The organism is Hymenobacter metallicola (assembly GCF_004745645.1).
Classification (GTDB): Bacteria; Bacteroidota; Bacteroidia; order Cytophagales; family Hymenobacteraceae; genus Hymenobacter; species Hymenobacter metallicola.
Window position 1 is genome coordinate 328,987 of record NZ_SRMB01000005.1, and the last position, 15,987, is coordinate 344,973.

Consider the following 15,987-nt stretch of genomic DNA (forward strand, 5'->3'; position numbering starts at 1 on the left):
AAGAGGCCCTGGAGTAATCCAGGGCCTTTTTTATGGATTGCCGCCGCCCAGTTCGTGCGGCGCTTACACCCAGTAGCTGCCCACATATTTCTTCTGCCAGAAAGCCAACGGATTAAGCCTAGCGGGAACGAAAAACACCCGGTTGATTTGGAAAAGGAAGAATATGCCGTAGCTTTGCAACCCAATCCACACCCGGTGACGTGACCGAGTGGCTAGGTAGAGGTCTGCAAAACCTCCTACAGCGGTTCGAATCCGCTCGTCACCTCTCTTTTTAGTTCCTGTTTTCAGTAGCTCTGTACCCCGGTCGATTAGCCCCGACCGGGGTTTTTTGCTTTTAATTCCGGGCATATAGTAATCTATCCATATTTTTTGCCGGGATTTATACGGATGATGGGTAGTTGATTCGCTGAAACTGAATCAGTTTGTGGGCAATGCGTAAAAACAGGGCGAAGCCAGGTATCCTAAACTATAATCCCTACATTTCATTTCCGCGTAAGAACGCGCACCTACCTATTCCTTTCTGCCATTCCCCTATGAAAATCATTGATCTTCGCACAATGCGCGGTCCGAGCTACTGGTCTGTAAAACATTACAAGCTGATTGTAATGAAGGTAGACTTGGAAGATCAGGCAGATGCATGGTCAAATACTTTTCCCGCACTGGCTGAGCAGTTGCCCGCTCTCCTGCCGGAATTAGACCATTATCTGCCTTCGGACACAGAAAAGTCTCAGCAGAAACATCCCCCCCTGACAGCCGAGCAGCTTCAGGATGGCGAGCCGCTGGGCCATGTTATTCAACATGTGGCGCTGGCGCTGCAGCGTATGGCGGGTATGCCAGTGTTTTGGGGCAAATCGTATCCGGCCCACCAGCCCGGGGTGGAGTTCGTCGTGTTCTGCTACCAAGAGGAGCGGGCCGGCCGCGTAGCCGCCGAAGCCGCCGTGCAGCTGGTAAACGACTTATGCCAGGGCAAAACCGTGGAAGTCCAGCAGATTGTGGACGAGCTGCACGAGATTCGCGAAGACGAGTTTGTCGGGCCCAGCACGTGGAGCATCGTCTCGGAAGCGGCATCCCGCAACATTCCCTACATTCAGCTCAAGAACAGCAATATCATTCAACTGGGCTACGGAGTCAACCAGAAGCGTATCTGGGCCACAACGACCAGCTATACCTCGCATGCCGGGGTAGAGGTGGCGGGCAATAAGAACCGCACCAAGGCCATGCTGAAAGACTCCGGGGTGCCGGTGCCCACGGGTACCACCGTGTATTCGGAAGCGGGCCTACGGGATGCCGTGGAGGATTTGGGTTACCCAATCGTGACCAAGCCGCTGGACGGTAACCATGGCAAGGGGGCTACCATTCGCATCACCAATTGGGAAGATGCGCTGGAAGGCCTGAAAGCGGCCCAGGTGTACTCACGAGCCGTTATTGTTGAGCAGTTCATCGAAGGCGACGACCACCGCCTGCTGGTTGTGAACGGCAAGCTCATTGCCGCCGCCAAACGGACTCCGGCTGCTGTTACCGGCAACGGGACCAACACCATTCAAGAGCTGATTGATGAAGTCAACAAGGACCCCCGCCGCGGTATTGGCCACGAAAAGGTCCTGACCAGCATCAAGGCTGACCAGCATACGCTCGATATTCTCAAGGCCCAGGATCTGACCCTGGAATCGGTGCTGCCGGCTGGGACACAGCTTTACCTGAAAAGCACGGCCAACATCAGCACCGGTGGTACGGCCACCGATGTAACCGACTTGGTGCACCCCTACAACGTATTGCTGGCACAGCGTGTCGCTGGTATAGTAGGCCTCGACATCTGCGGCATCGACGTACTAACCTCCGACATTGCCATTCCCTTAAACGAGACGCGCGGTGCCGTTATTGAGGTTAATGCTGCGCCGGGTTTCCGGATGCATATTTCTCCGGCTGATGGTCTGCCCCGCAACGTAGCCGAGCCGGTTGTCGACATGCTGTTTCCGCCCGGAGTAAACGCCCGCATCCCAATCTTCGCCGTAACCGGTACTAACGGCAAAACCACCACCACACTGCTGCTTTCGCACATCGTAGCCTCGCAAGGCTATAAGGTAGGCCATACCACCACCAGCGGCATTTTCATTCAGGGCGTGCAGCTGCAGAGCGGCGACTGCACCGGTGGGCAAAGCGCCGAGTTTGTGCTGAAAGACCCCACAGTAAACTTTGCCGTGCTGGAAACCGCCCGGGGCGGGATGCTCCGCTCGGGTCTGGGTTTTCACACCTGCGACGTAGCCGTGGTAACCAACGTGGCAGCCGACCACTTAGGCATGCGCGACATCTATACCGTCGAGGAAATGGCGCAGGTGAAAGGGGTGCTGCCCCGGACGGTGCGCAAAAACGGCTGGGCCGTGCTGAATGCTGACGACGACCTGGTATATGCCATGCGCGAGAAGCTGGAATGCCGGGTGGCCTTGTTCAGCATGAATGAGCATAGCTCCCGCATTCGGGAGCACGCTGAAAATGGAGGGTTGGCCGCCGTGTACGAAGAAGGCTACATCACCATTTATAAAAACAGCTATAAGCTGCGCATCGGCCGGGCCGCGGAGTTTCCCATTACTTTCGGAGGCCGCGCTACCTTCAACATTGAAAATGCCTTGGCAGCAGCGCTGGCCTGCTATTGCTACGGCTTCGACAAGGACGACATCAAGCAAGCCCTGCGCACCTTCGTGCCCTCGGCGGCCAAAACACCGGGCCGGATGAATGTCTACAAGTTTCCCACTTTTGAGGTTATCGTCGACTACGCGCACAACACGCACGGTATCGAGAAATTCGCCGAATTTCTGAATGCTACCGAGGCCACGCATAAGGTAGGCGTGGTATCGGGCCTGGGAGACCGGCGCGACGAAGACACGCTGAGCTTCTCGCGCGTGGCGGGTAAGATCTTCGACGAAGTTGTGCTGCGGCAGGACCGTGACCTGCGCGGCAAGACCAAAGAGGAGCTTAAGGAGATTATGACCCGTGGTCTGCGTCTGGATAAGCCCGAGCTGCCCATTACCTACATCGAAGACGAAATGGACGCCATTGACCACGTCTTAAACACCGCCAAGCCGGGCTCAGTAGTGGTGCTCTTTACCGAGAACATCAAAGCTACCCTGCAGAAGCTGGACGAGTTCGAGTCGCGCATTCCGGTGCTGGCTTCGTAGAACGTTAAAGCAACCCAACAAAAAAGCCCGGCTAGTCAGCCGGGCTTTTTTGTTGAAGGCAGGTCGGGAAACTTACTTCAACGTAAAGGTCGATTTGCCAATCATAACCCCGCCGGAGTAAAGTTCTACCGTGTGCAGGCCCGTTTTGTAGGGCGCTCCTTTGGCATAAACAAACTGCACAGGCTGGCGGGTGTTGTCAAATACGATGTCCTGCTTGGCCGTGTAAAAAGCTTCCGAGCCGTCAATCATGAAAGTGCCGCCGCCGGTGCTCAGATTGTACAGCGCAGCCCCATCCGGCTCGATCAGGCGCATCATGATTTCCTTGGTTTCCTTTGGCGACACGTCGTTGCGGCCCAGGTTGAAAGTTACTTTCACTTTCTCCACGCGCTTAGCCCGGAACTCGTTGTCGTCGTCGTCCTTTTCCTTGTTGCGGGCATTGATAACACCCACGCGGATATTCTCAGCCAGTAGGCGGGAGGCAATGCTCACCTTTTCGGCCAGCTCCTGGTTCGAGCGCACCACCGTCGTGATGGTGTCCGTCAGGCGGTTCTGCCGCTCTTTCAGCGTAGTGGTCTCCGTATACAGCGCTTCGTTGTCGCTCTTCAGCTGCGCAATTTCTTCGTCTTTCTTTCGCAGCTGGTTTTCAAAATTAGCCGCCCGTTGCTTGAAGCGGCGCTGCTCGGCAATGGAGAAGCTACCCGCTTTAAAGGAACGCAGCTTGAGCAAGTCGGCATTGATGGCCGCAATTTTAGCTTCCAGTGAGTCGTTGGCCAGTCCCATGCCCTGCACTTCCTGGCTTTGCCGCTCGAAGTCGGCTTTCAATGCCTCGTACTGCTTGATCTGCTCTTCCAGCTTCGAATCCTTTACTTTCAGGTCAGCCGTGAGTTGTTCATTCTGTTTGCCCTTCTGCTGGTTCATGTAGAACAGCACGCCGTTGATGCCTAGCAGGACCAGGATAAGGGCCACGATCAGTAGGACACGGTTGTTGTTCTTTGGCTCGGTGCTTTGGTTTTGTTCCATTGCGGAGGGGGTTAAATGAGGCCCGGACTGTTCGGGCGGTGGGTTACCTTTATGCACAAAAATAAAGGGATTGCCTACCTAGGCAAGTTTCGCGAGTAAATACTCCATCCGTATGCAATCAGATGTAGAGCTTGATGCCAATTATTGGAATGCACGCTACGTGGCGGGGCAAACCGGATGGGACGCTGGCGCCATAACGCCGCCCCTGCGGGATTATTTTGACCAGCTGAGCCTGCCACGGACTAGTAAAATTCTTATTCCGGGGGCCGGGCGGGGCTATGAGGCTGAATATCTGCATACTGCAGGCTACAACAATGTTTTCGTGGCTGATATAGCTCCCGAAGCCTTACGGGACCTGCAACAACGGGTTCCGGATTTTCCGGCTGAACACCTCTTGGAACAGGATTTTTTTACGCTGCCTGCCGATTCCGCCTACGATTTGATCGTGGAGCAAACCTTTTTCTGCGCCCTCAACCCGAGCCTGCGGCCGACTTACGCCCAGCAATGCGCCGCCCTGCTGCGCTCCGGTGGCACCCTCATGGGCCTGCTGTTCGACACAGTGTTCAGCCAGCCGGGTCCGCCCTTTGGTGGCAGCCGGGCCGAATATGAATCGTATTTTGCGCCGTATTTCGACTTTGTACACTTCAGCTCCGCCCACAATTCTATTCCGCCCCGGCAAGGGCGGGAGTTGTTTATGTGTTTGAAGAAGAAATGACAGCTGCATGAACCGCCCCCAACCTGTCCGTCCCCCGCAATTCATTACCCTCCTCGGTAAGGTGATGAACGTGTTGCTCGCTCTGGTGTGTGCCACCGCTACCATCTGGGCTGGGCGGTTGTTTATGGTGCGGCAGGGGCTGCCTTACGATGCTGCCGGCCAGTACGTGAATCCGCAAACCGGCATCATTTACGATGATAACATCGTGCGCGTGGCACTGGGCTTAACGCTCTTGTTTGGCGCTCTGACTTTACTGTTGCTGCTCACGGCGTACAAGCTGTATCGAGCTTCGCCCCGGCGCAAAGCCCGCTGATTTTTCTGAAACCAACATTCCGTGTTTTTTACTTCCATGATAGAATCTCTCGCCACCACGCTGCCCCATTTCCGCAATACCAACTCCGGCCAGTTTTTTCTGATGGCTGGTCCCTGCGTGATAGAAGGGGAGGATATGGCTTTGCGCATAGCCGAACGGGTCAAGCACATGACCGACAAGCTCCAGATTCCCTACATTTTCAAAGGCTCCTACCGCAAAGCCAACCGTAGCCGCCTCGATTCTTTCACGGGCATCGGCGACGAAACGGCCCTGCGCATTTTGCAGAAGGTAGGGCGGGAAATTGGGGTGCCTACCGTAACCGACATTCACGAGTCGGAGGAGGCCGCCTTAGCCGCCGAGTACGTCGACGTGCTGCAGATTCCGGCCTTTCTGTGTCGGCAAACCGACTTGCTGGTGGCCGCGGCCAAAACCGGCAAGGTGGTCAACGTGAAAAAAGGACAGTTCCTGAGCGGTGAGTCCATGCAGTTTGCCGTGGATAAAATTCAGCAGTCGGGCAATGCGCACGTGATTCTCACGGATCGGGGCAACTCCTTCGGCTATTCCGATCTGGTAGTTGACTTTCGCAACCTGCCCGCTATGCGCAGTTTCGGCGTACCCGTGGTAATGGACGTGACCCACTCCTTGCAGCGCCCCAACCAGGCCAGCGGGGTTACCGGGGGGCAGCCCGCCCTGATTGAAACCATTGCCAAAGCGGCTATTGCCGTCGGTGCCGATGGGCTCTTTATCGAAACACACCCGACTCCCGCCACGGCCAAGTCGGACGGGGCCAATATGCTGGCCCTGGATCAACTGGAAGACTTGCTGGTAAAGCTGACCCGCGTGCGGGAAGCTGTTCGGTAAAAGTTGGGTTGTTGGTGAGTGGTTCTGGTTTCTGTAGAAAAAGCCAAAACCGCTCACCGCTAAGCCTTAGGGCGCCAGCTGCTTGACCCGGTTCAGCAGGTTGTCTACTGCATTGTCGAAGCGGAGCGCGAAGTGCTGCTTGGGCTGGTTCTGGCGAAAAAACACCAAGCCGATAAAGAACAGATCCACCGTCAGGCGCACCTCCGGATGGGCTTTAACGGTTGCCCACGCCCGTTCCATCTCCGCCGACCAATGGATATCATCCAGCACAAATACGCTGTGGTTGGTGCGGTAGGGCAGGCACTGCTCGAAATACCGCACCGTGGGCTCGTAGCGGTGGTTACCATCGAAGAATGCAAAGTCCAGCGGGCCGGGCAAAGTGGCTAGAGTTGGAGCCAGAGTCTCGTCCAGGTTGCCTTCAACAAGTTGAATGTTCTGGAGCTGCAGCGTCTGAAACGTCTGTTGAGCCACGGCCGCCGTAGCCGGGCAGCCTTCGAAGGTAACAACGCGGGCCCGGGAGTCAGCAGCGGCCAGATAGGCCGTCGTCAGGCCCAGGGAAGTGCCCAGCTCCAGAATGGTGCGGGGCTGGAAATGATTAACCAAACGGAACAGCAGCTGGCCAAACTGCCGGGGCTTGGCCGCGGCGTGGGCAATGCTGCGGATGCTGCGCTGCCGGCCGGCGCCGGTGTGGGAGCCGGCCCCAAAGTCGCGCACCGTAATGACCGTGTCGTCCCGCAGCAACTCCTGCCGCCGCGCCTCAATGGGTTCGTAAGCGGCAAATAGCCCGTCGTGGTTGATAACGTGGGCGTAGAGTCCAAAAACGAACGGGGAATGCAACCCATGTGCATTCCCCGAGCGGAATAAAAAGCGGAGGTAACTAAAAGCCTGGAAAAACAAGAAGCAGAACGTAGGAGCAGAATAGGAGGGCTCAGGACTGCTGCGCGTCCCTCGGCGAGCCGGACCCGGGCTGGGAAGCCCGGCAAAATTAGTTTAGGCGGTAGGGGACTACCAACGTGAATTCGGGAATTTCGACGCTGAACTCGCGCCCATCCACGAGGCGCTCCATCTGGTAAGAGCCACGCATCTTGCCCAGTCCCGACTTCAGGTTACAACCCGAAACGTACTGGTGCGAGTCGCCGGGTTCCAGCACGGGCTGCTGGCCTACTACTCCCTCGCCTTCTACTTCGCGCACCACGCCGTTGGCATCGTAGATGTACCAATGACGGCGCAGGAGCTTTACCGTGTATTCGCTGCCATTAAGAATATCAATCTTGTAGGCAAACACGTAGTGTTCCTGAGCTGGACTGGAGTAGTCAGGCAAATAATTGGTCGTAACGCTAACGGTAACGCCCTGCGTAGTCGTCGTATTCATGGCTCCTGTGCGGTTCTGTGAAGGACTAACAACAGTGTCCGGAAATTGGTTTATCTACGCAGCGGCGACCCCTGAAGGCCGGCCAACCCGCAAAAAAATCTTTCCCTTATGTCCGTAAAGATAGAAGAAAGCTGGCGCAAGGTACTCGCCGCCGAGTTTGAAAAACCATATTTTCAGCATCTCATTACGTTTGTCCGCGGCGAATATGCCACAACCACGGTGTACCCGCCCGGGCCCGCCATTTTTCATGCTTTCGATGCCTGTCCGTTCGAGCAGGTGAAGGTCGTTATCCTGGGCCAGGACCCGTACCATGGCAAAGGACAAGCCAACGGATTGTCCTTCTCCGTAGCCGATGGGGTTCGGACGCCCCCGTCTCTGCAAAACATCTTTAAGGAGCTGCAGGATGATATTCCTACGGCCACGCCGCCGCCCAACGGCAACCTGGACCGCTGGGCCAACCAGGGCGTACTACTGTTAAATGCCACACTGACGGTGCGAGCCAAAGAGCCGGGCTCCCACCAGAAGAAAGGTTGGGAACAGTTCACCGACGCCGTAATTCAGCGCATTTCCGAAGAAAAGGAGCACGTCGTGTTCATCCTCTGGGGCGCCTACGCGCAGAAGAAGGGGGAGGTCATTGACGAGAAAAAGCACTTGGTCATTCGCTCGGCGCATCCGTCGCCCTATGCTGCCGACCGGGGCTTTTTCGGCTCCCGGCCTTTCAGCCAAACCAACGCTTATTTGCAGCAGCACGGCCTGCCGCCAATTGAGTGGTGATATTGTCCATGAAAATCCGCTCCACGCTGCTCTGGGCACTGGCGACGGTAATACTAACTATTCGCACGCATTACGCCTACCAGCACAATCACTACTAGGACTTCGGAGTGCTGGCTGTGTTCATCAGCTCATTTGGTTTATATGTACTCGTACTTATCGTGGGCTGGCTTTTCAACAGGATACGGTGAGCGGTAAGCACGAAGCAGATAACTTAAAAGGCCCGCCGGAGCTAACCGGCGGGCCTTTTAAGTTGAGCAGTAAGCAACTTCCCTAGTGGATGAAATTGAACAAACGGCTCCAGCGGATTTTGTGGAAGAAGTCGGCGTAGGGGTCTACCGACATCCAGATTAGCACCGCTTTGCCCACGATATGGTCTTCGGGAACAAAGCCCCAGTAGCGCGAGTCGAGTGAGTCGTGGCGGTTGTCGCCCATCATGAAGTAGTAGTTCTGCTTGAAGGTATAGCTCGTCAGCGGCTTGCCGTTCTGGGTCAATACCCCATTCTGCATGCTTACGCCCTCATTATGCTCGTAGCGCATGATGATTTTCTGGTAAATAGGCGTGTTTTCCGGCGTCAGCTGCACGGTCTGGCCTTCCTTGGGTAGCTGCAAAGGGCCGTAGTTATCCTTGTTCCAGTTTTTAGACGGGCCGGTCAGCGTAGGAGTGCTCTGGGGATAATCCGGATTGTTAGGAAAAACCTCTGCTTCGCCCTGGCCTGCGGGGGCTTTATCCAGTACCACTCCTTTAATAAAAGACTGCTGCTTGAAGTACTCCGCCGTTTTGGGCGTCGCATCGACCACGTAGGCCGGACCCATCTGGGTCATCTGGGCCTGGGGTACCCCGTTGGGGCTGTTGAAGTCGGAAATGCCCTGCTCCTGGAATACTTTGTCGCGTACGGGCTCATTTACCTGCAGGAAGTAGCGGTTCTGGCTTTGGGCCGGATTTACGGCCGGCTTGCCATTCACGTACACCTGCATGTCCTTTATTTCCAGCACGTCGCCGGCCACGGCTACGCAGCGCTTGATGTAGTTGGTGCGCAAATCGGCAGGGTGCTGGTTTTCGAAAGGCACGTTGAACACGACCACGTCGTTGCGCTGCACTTCCGAGAAGCCCGGCAGCCGGTAGGAGGGTAGCTGAATAGCGTCCGAGTAGCTTTTCAGGCTGGTACCCCAGAGCGTCTGGTGCGTCAGCGGTACCTGTAGCGGCGTCTGCGGAGTGCGGGGTCCGTAGTGCAGCTTGCTCACAAACAGGTAGTCGCCTACCAGCAAGGAGTGCTCCATGGACGGAGTTGGGATAGTGTAGGCCTCAAACGTGGCCCAGCGGATTAGCGTGGCGGCAACTACGGCAAACAAAATGGCATCTCCCCATTCCCGAAAAAAGCCTTTGGGCTTTTTAGTCGGGGCATCGGGGTTCTTTTGTGCAGTAGCGTTGGCAGCGGCAAGGCGCTCCTCCCAGGATTGAACGGCCATAAGTCGGCTAAATGAAAGCGAAAGAGCAACCCGGTCAGGCTGCAGTGGAACGCTGTAATATCTGAATAATTACGCGGGACTTATATATCCCGGGTCCAGTGCCGGCGGCAAAGCCGCTGGCAGTCAGGCCGAGGGTATTACAATCCTAGCAAATCTTTCATTCCAAATGTACCCTGGTGGCCGGGCAGCCATTCGGCCGCCAACAACGCGCCCAACACAAACCCGTCGCGGGAGTGGGCCTCGTGCTTGAGCTCAATCTGGTCGACGCCGGACTGGTAGGTTACAATGTGAGTGCCCACCACTTGCCCGACGCGCTCCGAGAGAATTGCCAGCTCGTTCGGGTTCTGGGTGGGCTCGTTGCGCCAGGTGGTCTTTTCTGGAAAATTACGCAGGATGCCTTCCGCCGCCGTCAGGGCCGTGCCGCTGGGCTGGTCGACTTTCTGGGTATGGTGAATTTCGCGTACCAGTACGTCGTAGCCCCCGAACTGGTGCATTTTGGCGGCTATGTACTCGTTGAAGTGGAAGAACAGGTTTACGCCCACGCTGTAGTTGGAGGCATAAAACAGGGCGCCGCCTTTCTGCTGGCACAACGCCTGAGCCTCGGCAAAATGGTGCAGCCAGCCCGTTGAGCCACAGACCACCGGAATGCCCTGCTGCAAGCAGGCCATTACGTTGCCAAACGCCGCATCGGGGTGGGTGAATTCAATGGCCGCATCCACGGTGGTAGAATCGAAGTCGGTAATCTGAACTTCGGGATGAGTTGGATCAACGATACCGGCAATCTGGTGGCCGCGGGCTACCGCTTGGGCTTCGATGGCCCGGCCCATTTTGCCGTAACCAATCAGGAGCAGCTTCATTCAGTGGGGCGCCTGGAGCGCGTATTGTTCAAGGTAAGTGTAAAGGAGAGGCCGGGCGTGAGGGCCGCCGTGGGCATCCAGAGCAGCGTGGGCTGCCATTGCAGGCTCAGATCGTCGCTGATATCAAAGTCTTTGAGGTGGGCATCTACGACGGCATCCAGAATAATCATGGTATAGGCCAGGGCCGAGTAGGCAATAAATACGTCCCGCTTCTGCCGGTAGAAAATGATGCCCTGACGCACGTAGCTGCTGTCGCGGGCCCTGGCCACATTAGGGCCCAGCTGTTCGCGGTAATTGGCGGCCCGGGGCCGGGTAGTCAGCACGGTATAGCCGTCGACGTACTCGCGGTAGCGGCTCTGGTAGAAAAACTCGCCGGCCAGCGTACCGCCCAAGGCCCCGTATACCAGCGGCAGTTTCCAGTATTTACGATTGTAAATCTGACCCGCGCCGGGCAGCATGGCCGACAACAACCCCGCTTTCTTGGGCCGGGTCATCGCCATGCCAAACAGCTTCTCGGTGCGCCGGGCTTCCTTGGTCAGGGCCGGGGTGCTAACCGCAGCCGAGTCGGGCCCGGCCGTGACCACCTGGGCCCAGGCTGGGAAAGCGGGCAGCAATGCGACCGGCAAAGCAAAAACAAGGAGACGGCGCGGAGTCCCGATCATCAAAAAGAGGTTAGGCTGGCTGGAGAATGTGCAGAATACGCTGCATGTCTTCTACCGAGTCGAACGCAATTTTGATTTCACCATTGCCCTGGGGGTTCGATTTTACCAACACCTTGCTGCCAAACCGGTCCGAGAGGAACCGCTCCGTGCGGCGCAGCTCGGCCACCGGAATGTGCACCTGGGTGTCTTGCACGGTTTGAGCCGAGGGCGCATCCGCCTTCTTCGGCGCCGCCAAGCCGGTCCGCACCAGCTGCTCTACTTTGCGCACCGATAATTCCTCGGCTACGATGCGGTGGAACAAGGCCAGCTGCTGCTCGGCATCGTCGATGTTGATCAGGGCGCGGGCGTGGCCCATGGAAATTACCGTATCGCGCAGGCCGATCTGAATATCGGGGGGCAGCTTGAGCAGGCGCAGGTAGTTGGTAACGGTCGAGCGGTTTTTGCCTACCCGGTCGCCCAGCTCTTCCTGCTTAAGATTGCACTCGCTCACCAGGCGCTGGTAGCTGAGGGCAATTTCAATAGCATTGAGGTTTTCGCGCTGAATGTTCTCAATCAGGGCCATTTCCAGCATCTGCTGGTCGTCGGCCTTGCGAATGTAGGCCGGAATGGCGTCTAGGCCGGCCAGTTTGGAAGCCTGCAGACGCCGCTCGCCCGAAATCAGCTGGTAGGCGTTGGTACCGGTCTGGCGCACCGTTACGGGCTGAATGATGCCCTGAATCTTGATGCTCTCCGCCAGCTCCTGCAGCGCCTCCTGGTCGAAGTGGGTGCGGGGCTGGTAGGGGTTGGCCTCGATTTGCCCGACCGGAATAAAGCCCACGGAGTTCATGGGATGAGGCACTAGGCCCACCCGCTCACTCTTCTTCTCGTAGCTTCCTTCAATCAGGGCATTCAGGCCGCGGCCCAGGCCACCGATTTTGCGTTTGGCCGCTGCGGGAGCCGCCGGAGCGTTTTTCTCTTCGTTCTTCTCTGACATACCGACATTCAGTTTCCACCCAATACCAGGGGAAAGCAGGATCCAAAAATACACAAACGACCGGGAAGCAGCGGGAAAAATGTTCCACGGATCGGAAATAATCGTGGAACATTACGCGCTGGTTGGCTTGAGCTAAGGAATAGGCCGATGTGAGTCAGGTGCTTAGGCCAAATGCAAACGGCCAGCAAAAGTCGCTGGCCGTTTGCATTAACTTGAATGGGGGTTCTTCTACGCCGCCTCGTCGCTGGTTGCTTCGGGGGTGCCGGCCTCCACGTTCTTTTCCACGATTTCGCGGGCCAGGTTGAGGTAGCTGATGCTGCCCTTGCTTTCGGCGTCGTGCAGGATAACCGGGATGCCGAACGAAGGCGACTCCGACAGCTTCACGTTGCGCGGGATGATGGTGTCGAACACGAGCTGCTGGAAGTGCAGCTTTACTTCTTCCACCACTTGGTTGGAGAGGCGCAGGCGCACGTCGTACATCGTGAGCAGGATGCCCTCAATTTCGAGCTCTGTGTTCAGGCGGCTCTGAATGATCTTGATGGTGTTGAGCAGCTTGCCCAGGCCTTCGAGGGCGAAATATTCGCACTGCACGGGCACAATCACCGAGTGGGCGGCCGTCAGGGCATTCACCGTAATGAGGCCCAGGGACGGGGAGCAGTCGATGATGATAAAATCGTACTGGTCGATGAGGGGGCGCAGGGCGTCCTTCATCTTCTCTTCCCGGTTGGGCAGGTTAATCATCTCGACCTCGGCCCCTACCAGGTCGATATGGGAGGGCATCAGGTCGAGGTGGGGCAGAATATTGGTGTTGAGGATGATATCCTGGGCGTTGATGCCATCCACCATGCACTCGTAGATGCTGTTCTCGATGTCCTTCGGGTCGAAGCCCACGCCGGAAGTGGCATTGGCCTGCGGATCGGCATCCACCAGGAGCGTCCGGTACTCCAGCGCTGCCAGACTGGCCGCCAGGTTGATGGCCGAGGTGGTTTTGCCAACGCCGCCCTTCTGATTGGCTACCGCAATGATTTTTCCCATGAGTTGTAGAAGCTGTGAGCTATGTTAAAGATAGCCGTTAGCTTGTCGATAGTTAATGTCCAAAGGTAAAAAGCTGGCCGCACTTGCGCGGCCGCAGCTCCTTACAGCGTAATTGTTTCCCCGACCTGCAACAGCACCAACTCCTTGCCGGCGGCTTCGGCCTTGGCTTTGGCGCTGGCGTGGTCGATGGCAATGGGGGGGAAGGTGTCGAAGTGCATGCCGATGATTTTGCTCGTGCCGGACCAGTCGGCGGCTACCAGCGCATCGTCGATGCCCATGGTGAAATGGTCGCCGATGGGCAGCAGAGCCGCATCGAGCTTATACCGCTCGCCGATGAGCTTCATGTCGTAAGTCAGGGCCGTGTCGCCGGCGAAGTACAGGGTCTTGCCTTCCGACTCGATGATGAAGCCCGCAGCCAACCCGGCGTAGGAGCCGTCGGGCAAGGAGGAACTGTGGGCCGCAGCCACCAGTTTGACGGTGCCGAAGGGCAGCTTTACGGTACCGCCCAGGTTCATCTGGTAGGTGGCTTTGAGGCCTTTCTCCGCAAACCAGGCCAGCAGCTCGACCATGCCCAGCAGCTCGGCCCCGGTGTTCTGAGCAATTTCCACGGTATCGGCCACATGGTCGCCGTGGCCGTGACTGAGGAAGATATAGTCGGCCTTAATAGCAGCTACGTCGATGTCCTTGGCCAAAGGGTTGGGCCGGATGAAGGGGTCGAAGAGAATTTTGCTGCCACCAGTTTCGAGCAGAAAGCTTGCGTGGCCGTAGTACGTCAGGTTCATAGAAGAGCAGTTTGCCGGAAGTTGTAGGATAAGCGGCGCGGAGGAAATGCAGCCGTAAAAAAACAACCCTCGACGGAAAGACAACAACTATTAGCCAAAAGCTAGTAGCTATACGCTTAGTTTTGCACAAATATAAGTGATTCCCCCGTTCTCATGCTGTCGTCTGCACGTCGTTTTGCCGGTTATGTTGTCCCTTTGCTCACGGCGTTAGCCAGCTGCGGCAGCCCGGGTCAAACCACCGACGCGCGGCGGGTTTTCCGCTACAACCAGCCCGAGGCACTGACGTCGCTGGACCCGGCTTTTTCCAACAAGCAAGCCAACATCTGGGCCGTAACCCAGCTCTACAACGGTCTGGTCGAGCTGGACTCTACCCTGCAGCCGGTGCCTGCCCTGGCCCGGCGCTACGATATTTCGGCCGACGGCAAGCACTATACCTTTCACCTGCGGCCGGGCGTCCGGTTTCACGATGCCGAGGTGTTTGCCGGGGAGAAGGGCCGCGTGGTAGTAGCCCAGGATTTCGTGTACAGCTTCCGCCGCCTGCTCGATGCTACGACGGCCAGCCCGGGCGGCTGGATCTTCCGCGGCAAGGTGCTGGAAAACGGGGCTGGGGAGCCCTCGGACACCTGCTTCGTGGCCGCCAACGACTCCACGCTGCGCATTCACTTGCAGGAGCCGTTTATTCCCTTCCTGGGCATTCTGGCCATGCCCTACGCTTACGTGGTGCCGCGCGAGGCCGTGACGAAGTACGGCAAGGACTTCCGGGAACACCCGGTGGGCACCGGGCCGTTCCGGTTCAAGGAGTGGGACGAGGGCAACGCCATTATCTACCACCGCAACCCCTCCTACTGGAAAAAGGACGAGCAGGGCCGGCCGCTACCCTATATGGACGCGGTGCAAATCAGCTTTATTCAGGACCGCAAAACCGAGTTCCTGACTTTTATGCAGGGCAAGCTCGACTTCCTCTCGGGCATCCGGGCCGGCTCGCGGGACCTGATTATGCACCCCGACGGCACCGTGCGGGAAGACTTCCAGGGCAAGTTCCGGTTGCAGAAAGCGCCGTACCTGAATACGGAGTACCTGGGCTTTCAGCTCGACCCCACCAACCTGCGCGGGGATGCGGCCAACCCGGCCCTGCGCGACGTGCGGGTGCGGCAGGCTCTGAGCTACGCCCTGAACAAGCCCGAGCTGATTGCCTACTTCCTCAACAACGTGGGCGTGCCGGGCCACTCGGGCTTTGTGCCCTCGTCGTTGCCGTCGTACAGTGAGCAGCAGGTACCGGGCTACACTTACCAGCCCCAAAAGGCCCGGGAATTGTTGCTGGCAGCGGGCTTCGGACCTGACAAGCCCCTGCAGCTGCGCCTAGGCACCGTGGCCGAGCGCAAGGAAGTGTGCGAGTATTTGCAGAAGAAGTGGGCCGAGGTGGGCGTGCAGGTCAGCATTGAGGTCAACCAGTCGGCGGCCCAGCAGGAAATGGTGGACAACGGCCGGGCGGCATTCTTCACCAAAAGCTGGCTGGGCGACTACCCCGACGCGGAAAATTATCTTGCCTTGTTTTACAGCAAGAACTTCGCCCCGGCCGGGCCCAACAAAACCCATTATAAAAGCGCCGAGTACGACCGGCTCTACGAACAGGCCATCCGGGAACAGGACGTGGCCAAACGCTACGCCCTCTACCAGCAGATGGACCGCCTCGTGGTGGGAGCCTCGCCGGTTATTCCGCTCTACTACGACCAGGTGGTGCGCCTGACCCAGAACAATATCCGGGGCCTGACGCCCAACCCCATGAACCAGCTGGTGCTGGAGCGGGTGCGCAAGGAGTAGAAGGCAGGAGCAATGCTTTCAGGTTGCCTGTGTGTAGAGACGCGTATTCGCGTCTCCGGCGTTGGACGATTTTTGTTGCAACGGCTGCAACGATTGAGACGCGAATACGCGTCTCTACACCTTTCGGCAGTTGTATCAAGGTCGAGCTAAGTCGTAGTGGAG

Annotated in this window: 15 protein-coding genes and 1 tRNA gene; 7 read left to right on the plus strand and 9 right to left on the minus strand. The window is 57.4% G+C overall.

Features of this window, described 5'->3' with window-relative positions; translation table 11 throughout:
- Window positions 1-194: 194 nt before the first annotated feature.
- Together E5K02_RS22115 and cphA are read left to right on the plus strand one after the other, a co-directional pair.
- A tRNA-Cys gene (locus tag E5K02_RS22115) sits at window positions 195-265 on the plus strand.
- 268 nt (window positions 266-533) lie between these two features.
- Complete coding sequence (cphA, locus tag E5K02_RS22120; RefSeq protein WP_135398058.1) at window positions 534-3,173, plus strand: cyanophycin synthetase; 2,640 nt, start codon at window positions 534-536, stop codon at window positions 3,171-3,173.
- 72 nt (window positions 3,174-3,245) lie between these two features.
- Here the strand turns inward: cphA and E5K02_RS22125 are convergent, their stop codons facing one another.
- Complete coding sequence (locus E5K02_RS22125) at window positions 3,246-4,193, minus strand: hypothetical protein (RefSeq protein ID WP_135398059.1); 948 nt, start codon at window positions 4,191-4,193, stop codon at window positions 3,246-3,248.
- 112 nt (window positions 4,194-4,305) lie between these two features.
- Here E5K02_RS22125 and E5K02_RS22130 point away from each other — a divergent pair, with 112 nt between their 5' ends.
- From E5K02_RS22130 to kdsA, 3 genes are read left to right on the plus strand one after another with little or no spacing between them, the layout of a single operon-like run.
- A complete protein-coding gene (locus E5K02_RS22130) occupies window positions 4,306-4,908 on the plus strand; it encodes a methyltransferase domain-containing protein (RefSeq protein ID WP_135398061.1) in 603 nt (200 codons plus the stop codon).
- Between the two features lie 7 nt (window positions 4,909-4,915).
- Window positions 4,916-5,221: a hypothetical protein gene (locus E5K02_RS22135; protein WP_167856539.1), complete on the plus strand. Its 306-nt coding sequence runs from the start codon at window positions 4,916-4,918 to the stop codon at window positions 5,219-5,221.
- 36 nt (window positions 5,222-5,257) lie between these two features.
- Window positions 5,258-6,082, plus strand: a complete 825-nt coding sequence (kdsA, locus tag E5K02_RS22140) for a 3-deoxy-8-phosphooctulonate synthase (RefSeq protein ID WP_135398065.1) — start codon at window positions 5,258-5,260, stop codon at window positions 6,080-6,082.
- A 66-nt stretch (window positions 6,083-6,148) separates the two neighbouring features.
- Here the strand turns inward: kdsA and E5K02_RS22145 are convergent, their stop codons facing one another.
- On the minus strand, window positions 6,149-6,919 hold the full coding sequence (locus E5K02_RS22145; RefSeq protein ID WP_240737402.1) for an O-methyltransferase: 771 nt from the start codon (window positions 6,917-6,919) through the stop codon (window positions 6,149-6,151).
- Between the two features lie 148 nt (window positions 6,920-7,067).
- The gene (apaG, locus tag E5K02_RS22150) at window positions 7,068-7,454 is read right to left on the minus strand and encodes a Co2+/Mg2+ efflux protein ApaG (RefSeq protein WP_135398069.1); all 387 of its coding nucleotides are present in this window, start codon (window positions 7,452-7,454) and stop codon (window positions 7,068-7,070) included.
- 108 nt (window positions 7,455-7,562) lie between these two features.
- On the opposite strand from apaG, the gene E5K02_RS22155 reads away from it, so the two are divergent.
- The gene (locus E5K02_RS22155; RefSeq protein WP_135398071.1) at window positions 7,563-8,228 is read left to right on the plus strand and encodes a uracil-DNA glycosylase; all 666 of its coding nucleotides are present in this window, start codon (window positions 7,563-7,565) and stop codon (window positions 8,226-8,228) included.
- Window positions 8,229-8,498: 270 nt separating this feature from the next.
- Here the strand turns inward: E5K02_RS22155 and lepB are convergent, their stop codons facing one another.
- The 6 genes from lepB to E5K02_RS22185 all read right to left on the minus strand — a co-directional run bounded on the left by lepB (window position 8,499) and on the right by E5K02_RS22185 (window position 14,004).
- Window positions 8,499-9,695: a signal peptidase I gene (gene lepB, locus E5K02_RS22160; RefSeq protein ID WP_135398072.1), complete on the minus strand. Its 1,197-nt coding sequence runs from the start codon at window positions 9,693-9,695 to the stop codon at window positions 8,499-8,501.
- 137 nt (window positions 9,696-9,832) lie between these two features.
- Window positions 9,833-10,552, minus strand: a complete 720-nt coding sequence (gene dapB, locus E5K02_RS22165; RefSeq protein ID WP_135398074.1) for a 4-hydroxy-tetrahydrodipicolinate reductase — start codon at window positions 10,550-10,552, stop codon at window positions 9,833-9,835.
- Entirely contained in the window at window positions 10,549-11,178 is a 630-nt protein-coding gene (locus tag E5K02_RS22170; RefSeq protein ID WP_135398076.1) for a DUF5683 domain-containing protein, read from the minus strand. The genes dapB and E5K02_RS22170 overlap by 4 nt, the downstream gene beginning before the upstream one ends.
- 46 nt (window positions 11,179-11,224) lie before the next feature.
- Window positions 11,225-12,187, minus strand: a complete 963-nt coding sequence (locus tag E5K02_RS22175; RefSeq protein WP_135398078.1) for a ParB/RepB/Spo0J family partition protein — start codon at window positions 12,185-12,187, stop codon at window positions 11,225-11,227.
- A 228-nt stretch (window positions 12,188-12,415) separates the two neighbouring features.
- A complete protein-coding gene (locus E5K02_RS22180) occupies window positions 12,416-13,222 on the minus strand; it encodes a ParA family protein (RefSeq protein ID WP_135398080.1) in 807 nt (268 codons plus the stop codon).
- Between the two features lie 101 nt (window positions 13,223-13,323).
- On the minus strand, window positions 13,324-14,004 hold the full coding sequence (locus E5K02_RS22185; RefSeq protein WP_135398082.1) for a metal-dependent hydrolase: 681 nt from the start codon (window positions 14,002-14,004) through the stop codon (window positions 13,324-13,326).
- A 153-nt stretch (window positions 14,005-14,157) separates the two neighbouring features.
- On the opposite strand from E5K02_RS22185, the gene E5K02_RS22190 reads away from it, so the two are divergent.
- Window positions 14,158-15,825, plus strand: a complete 1,668-nt coding sequence (locus E5K02_RS22190) for an ABC transporter substrate-binding protein (RefSeq protein ID WP_135398084.1) — start codon at window positions 14,158-14,160, stop codon at window positions 15,823-15,825.
- Window positions 15,826-15,987 lie beyond the last annotated feature (162 nt).

What these genes read in the sequence shown, in the direction of transcription:
- E5K02_RS22130 (WP_135398061.1), top strand. Translation starts at nt 4,306, where the DNA reads ATGCAATCAGATGTAGAGCTTGATGCCAATTATTGGAATGCACGCTAC.
- E5K02_RS22125 (WP_135398059.1), bottom strand. Translation starts at nt 4,193, where the DNA reads ATGGAACAAAACCAAAGCACCGAGCCAAAGAACAACAACCGTGTCCTA.
- lepB (WP_135398072.1), bottom strand. Translation starts at nt 9,695, where the DNA reads ATGGCCGTTCAATCCTGGGAGGAGCGCCTTGCCGCTGCCAACGCTACT.
- E5K02_RS22135 (WP_167856539.1), top strand. Translation starts at nt 4,916, where the DNA reads ATGAACCGCCCCCAACCTGTCCGTCCCCCGCAATTCATTACCCTCCTC.
- cphA (WP_135398058.1), top strand. Translation starts at nt 534, where the DNA reads ATGAAAATCATTGATCTTCGCACAATGCGCGGTCCGAGCTACTGGTCT.
- dapB (WP_135398074.1), bottom strand. Translation starts at nt 10,552, where the DNA reads ATGAAGCTGCTCCTGATTGGTTACGGCAAAATGGGCCGGGCCATCGAA.
- E5K02_RS22185 (WP_135398082.1), bottom strand. Translation starts at nt 14,004, where the DNA reads ATGAACCTGACGTACTACGGCCACGCAAGCTTTCTGCTCGAAACTGGT.
- E5K02_RS22175 (WP_135398078.1), bottom strand. Translation starts at nt 12,187, where the DNA reads ATGTCAGAGAAGAACGAAGAGAAAAACGCTCCGGCGGCTCCCGCAGCG.
- E5K02_RS22190 (WP_135398084.1), top strand. Translation starts at nt 14,158, where the DNA reads ATGCTGTCGTCTGCACGTCGTTTTGCCGGTTATGTTGTCCCTTTGCTC.
- apaG (WP_135398069.1), bottom strand. Translation starts at nt 7,454, where the DNA reads ATGAATACGACGACTACGCAGGGCGTTACCGTTAGCGTTACGACCAAT.
- E5K02_RS22155 (WP_135398071.1), top strand. Translation starts at nt 7,563, where the DNA reads ATGTCCGTAAAGATAGAAGAAAGCTGGCGCAAGGTACTCGCCGCCGAG.
- kdsA (WP_135398065.1), top strand. Translation starts at nt 5,258, where the DNA reads ATGATAGAATCTCTCGCCACCACGCTGCCCCATTTCCGCAATACCAAC.
- E5K02_RS22180 (WP_135398080.1), bottom strand. Translation starts at nt 13,222, where the DNA reads ATGGGAAAAATCATTGCGGTAGCCAATCAGAAGGGCGGCGTTGGCAAA.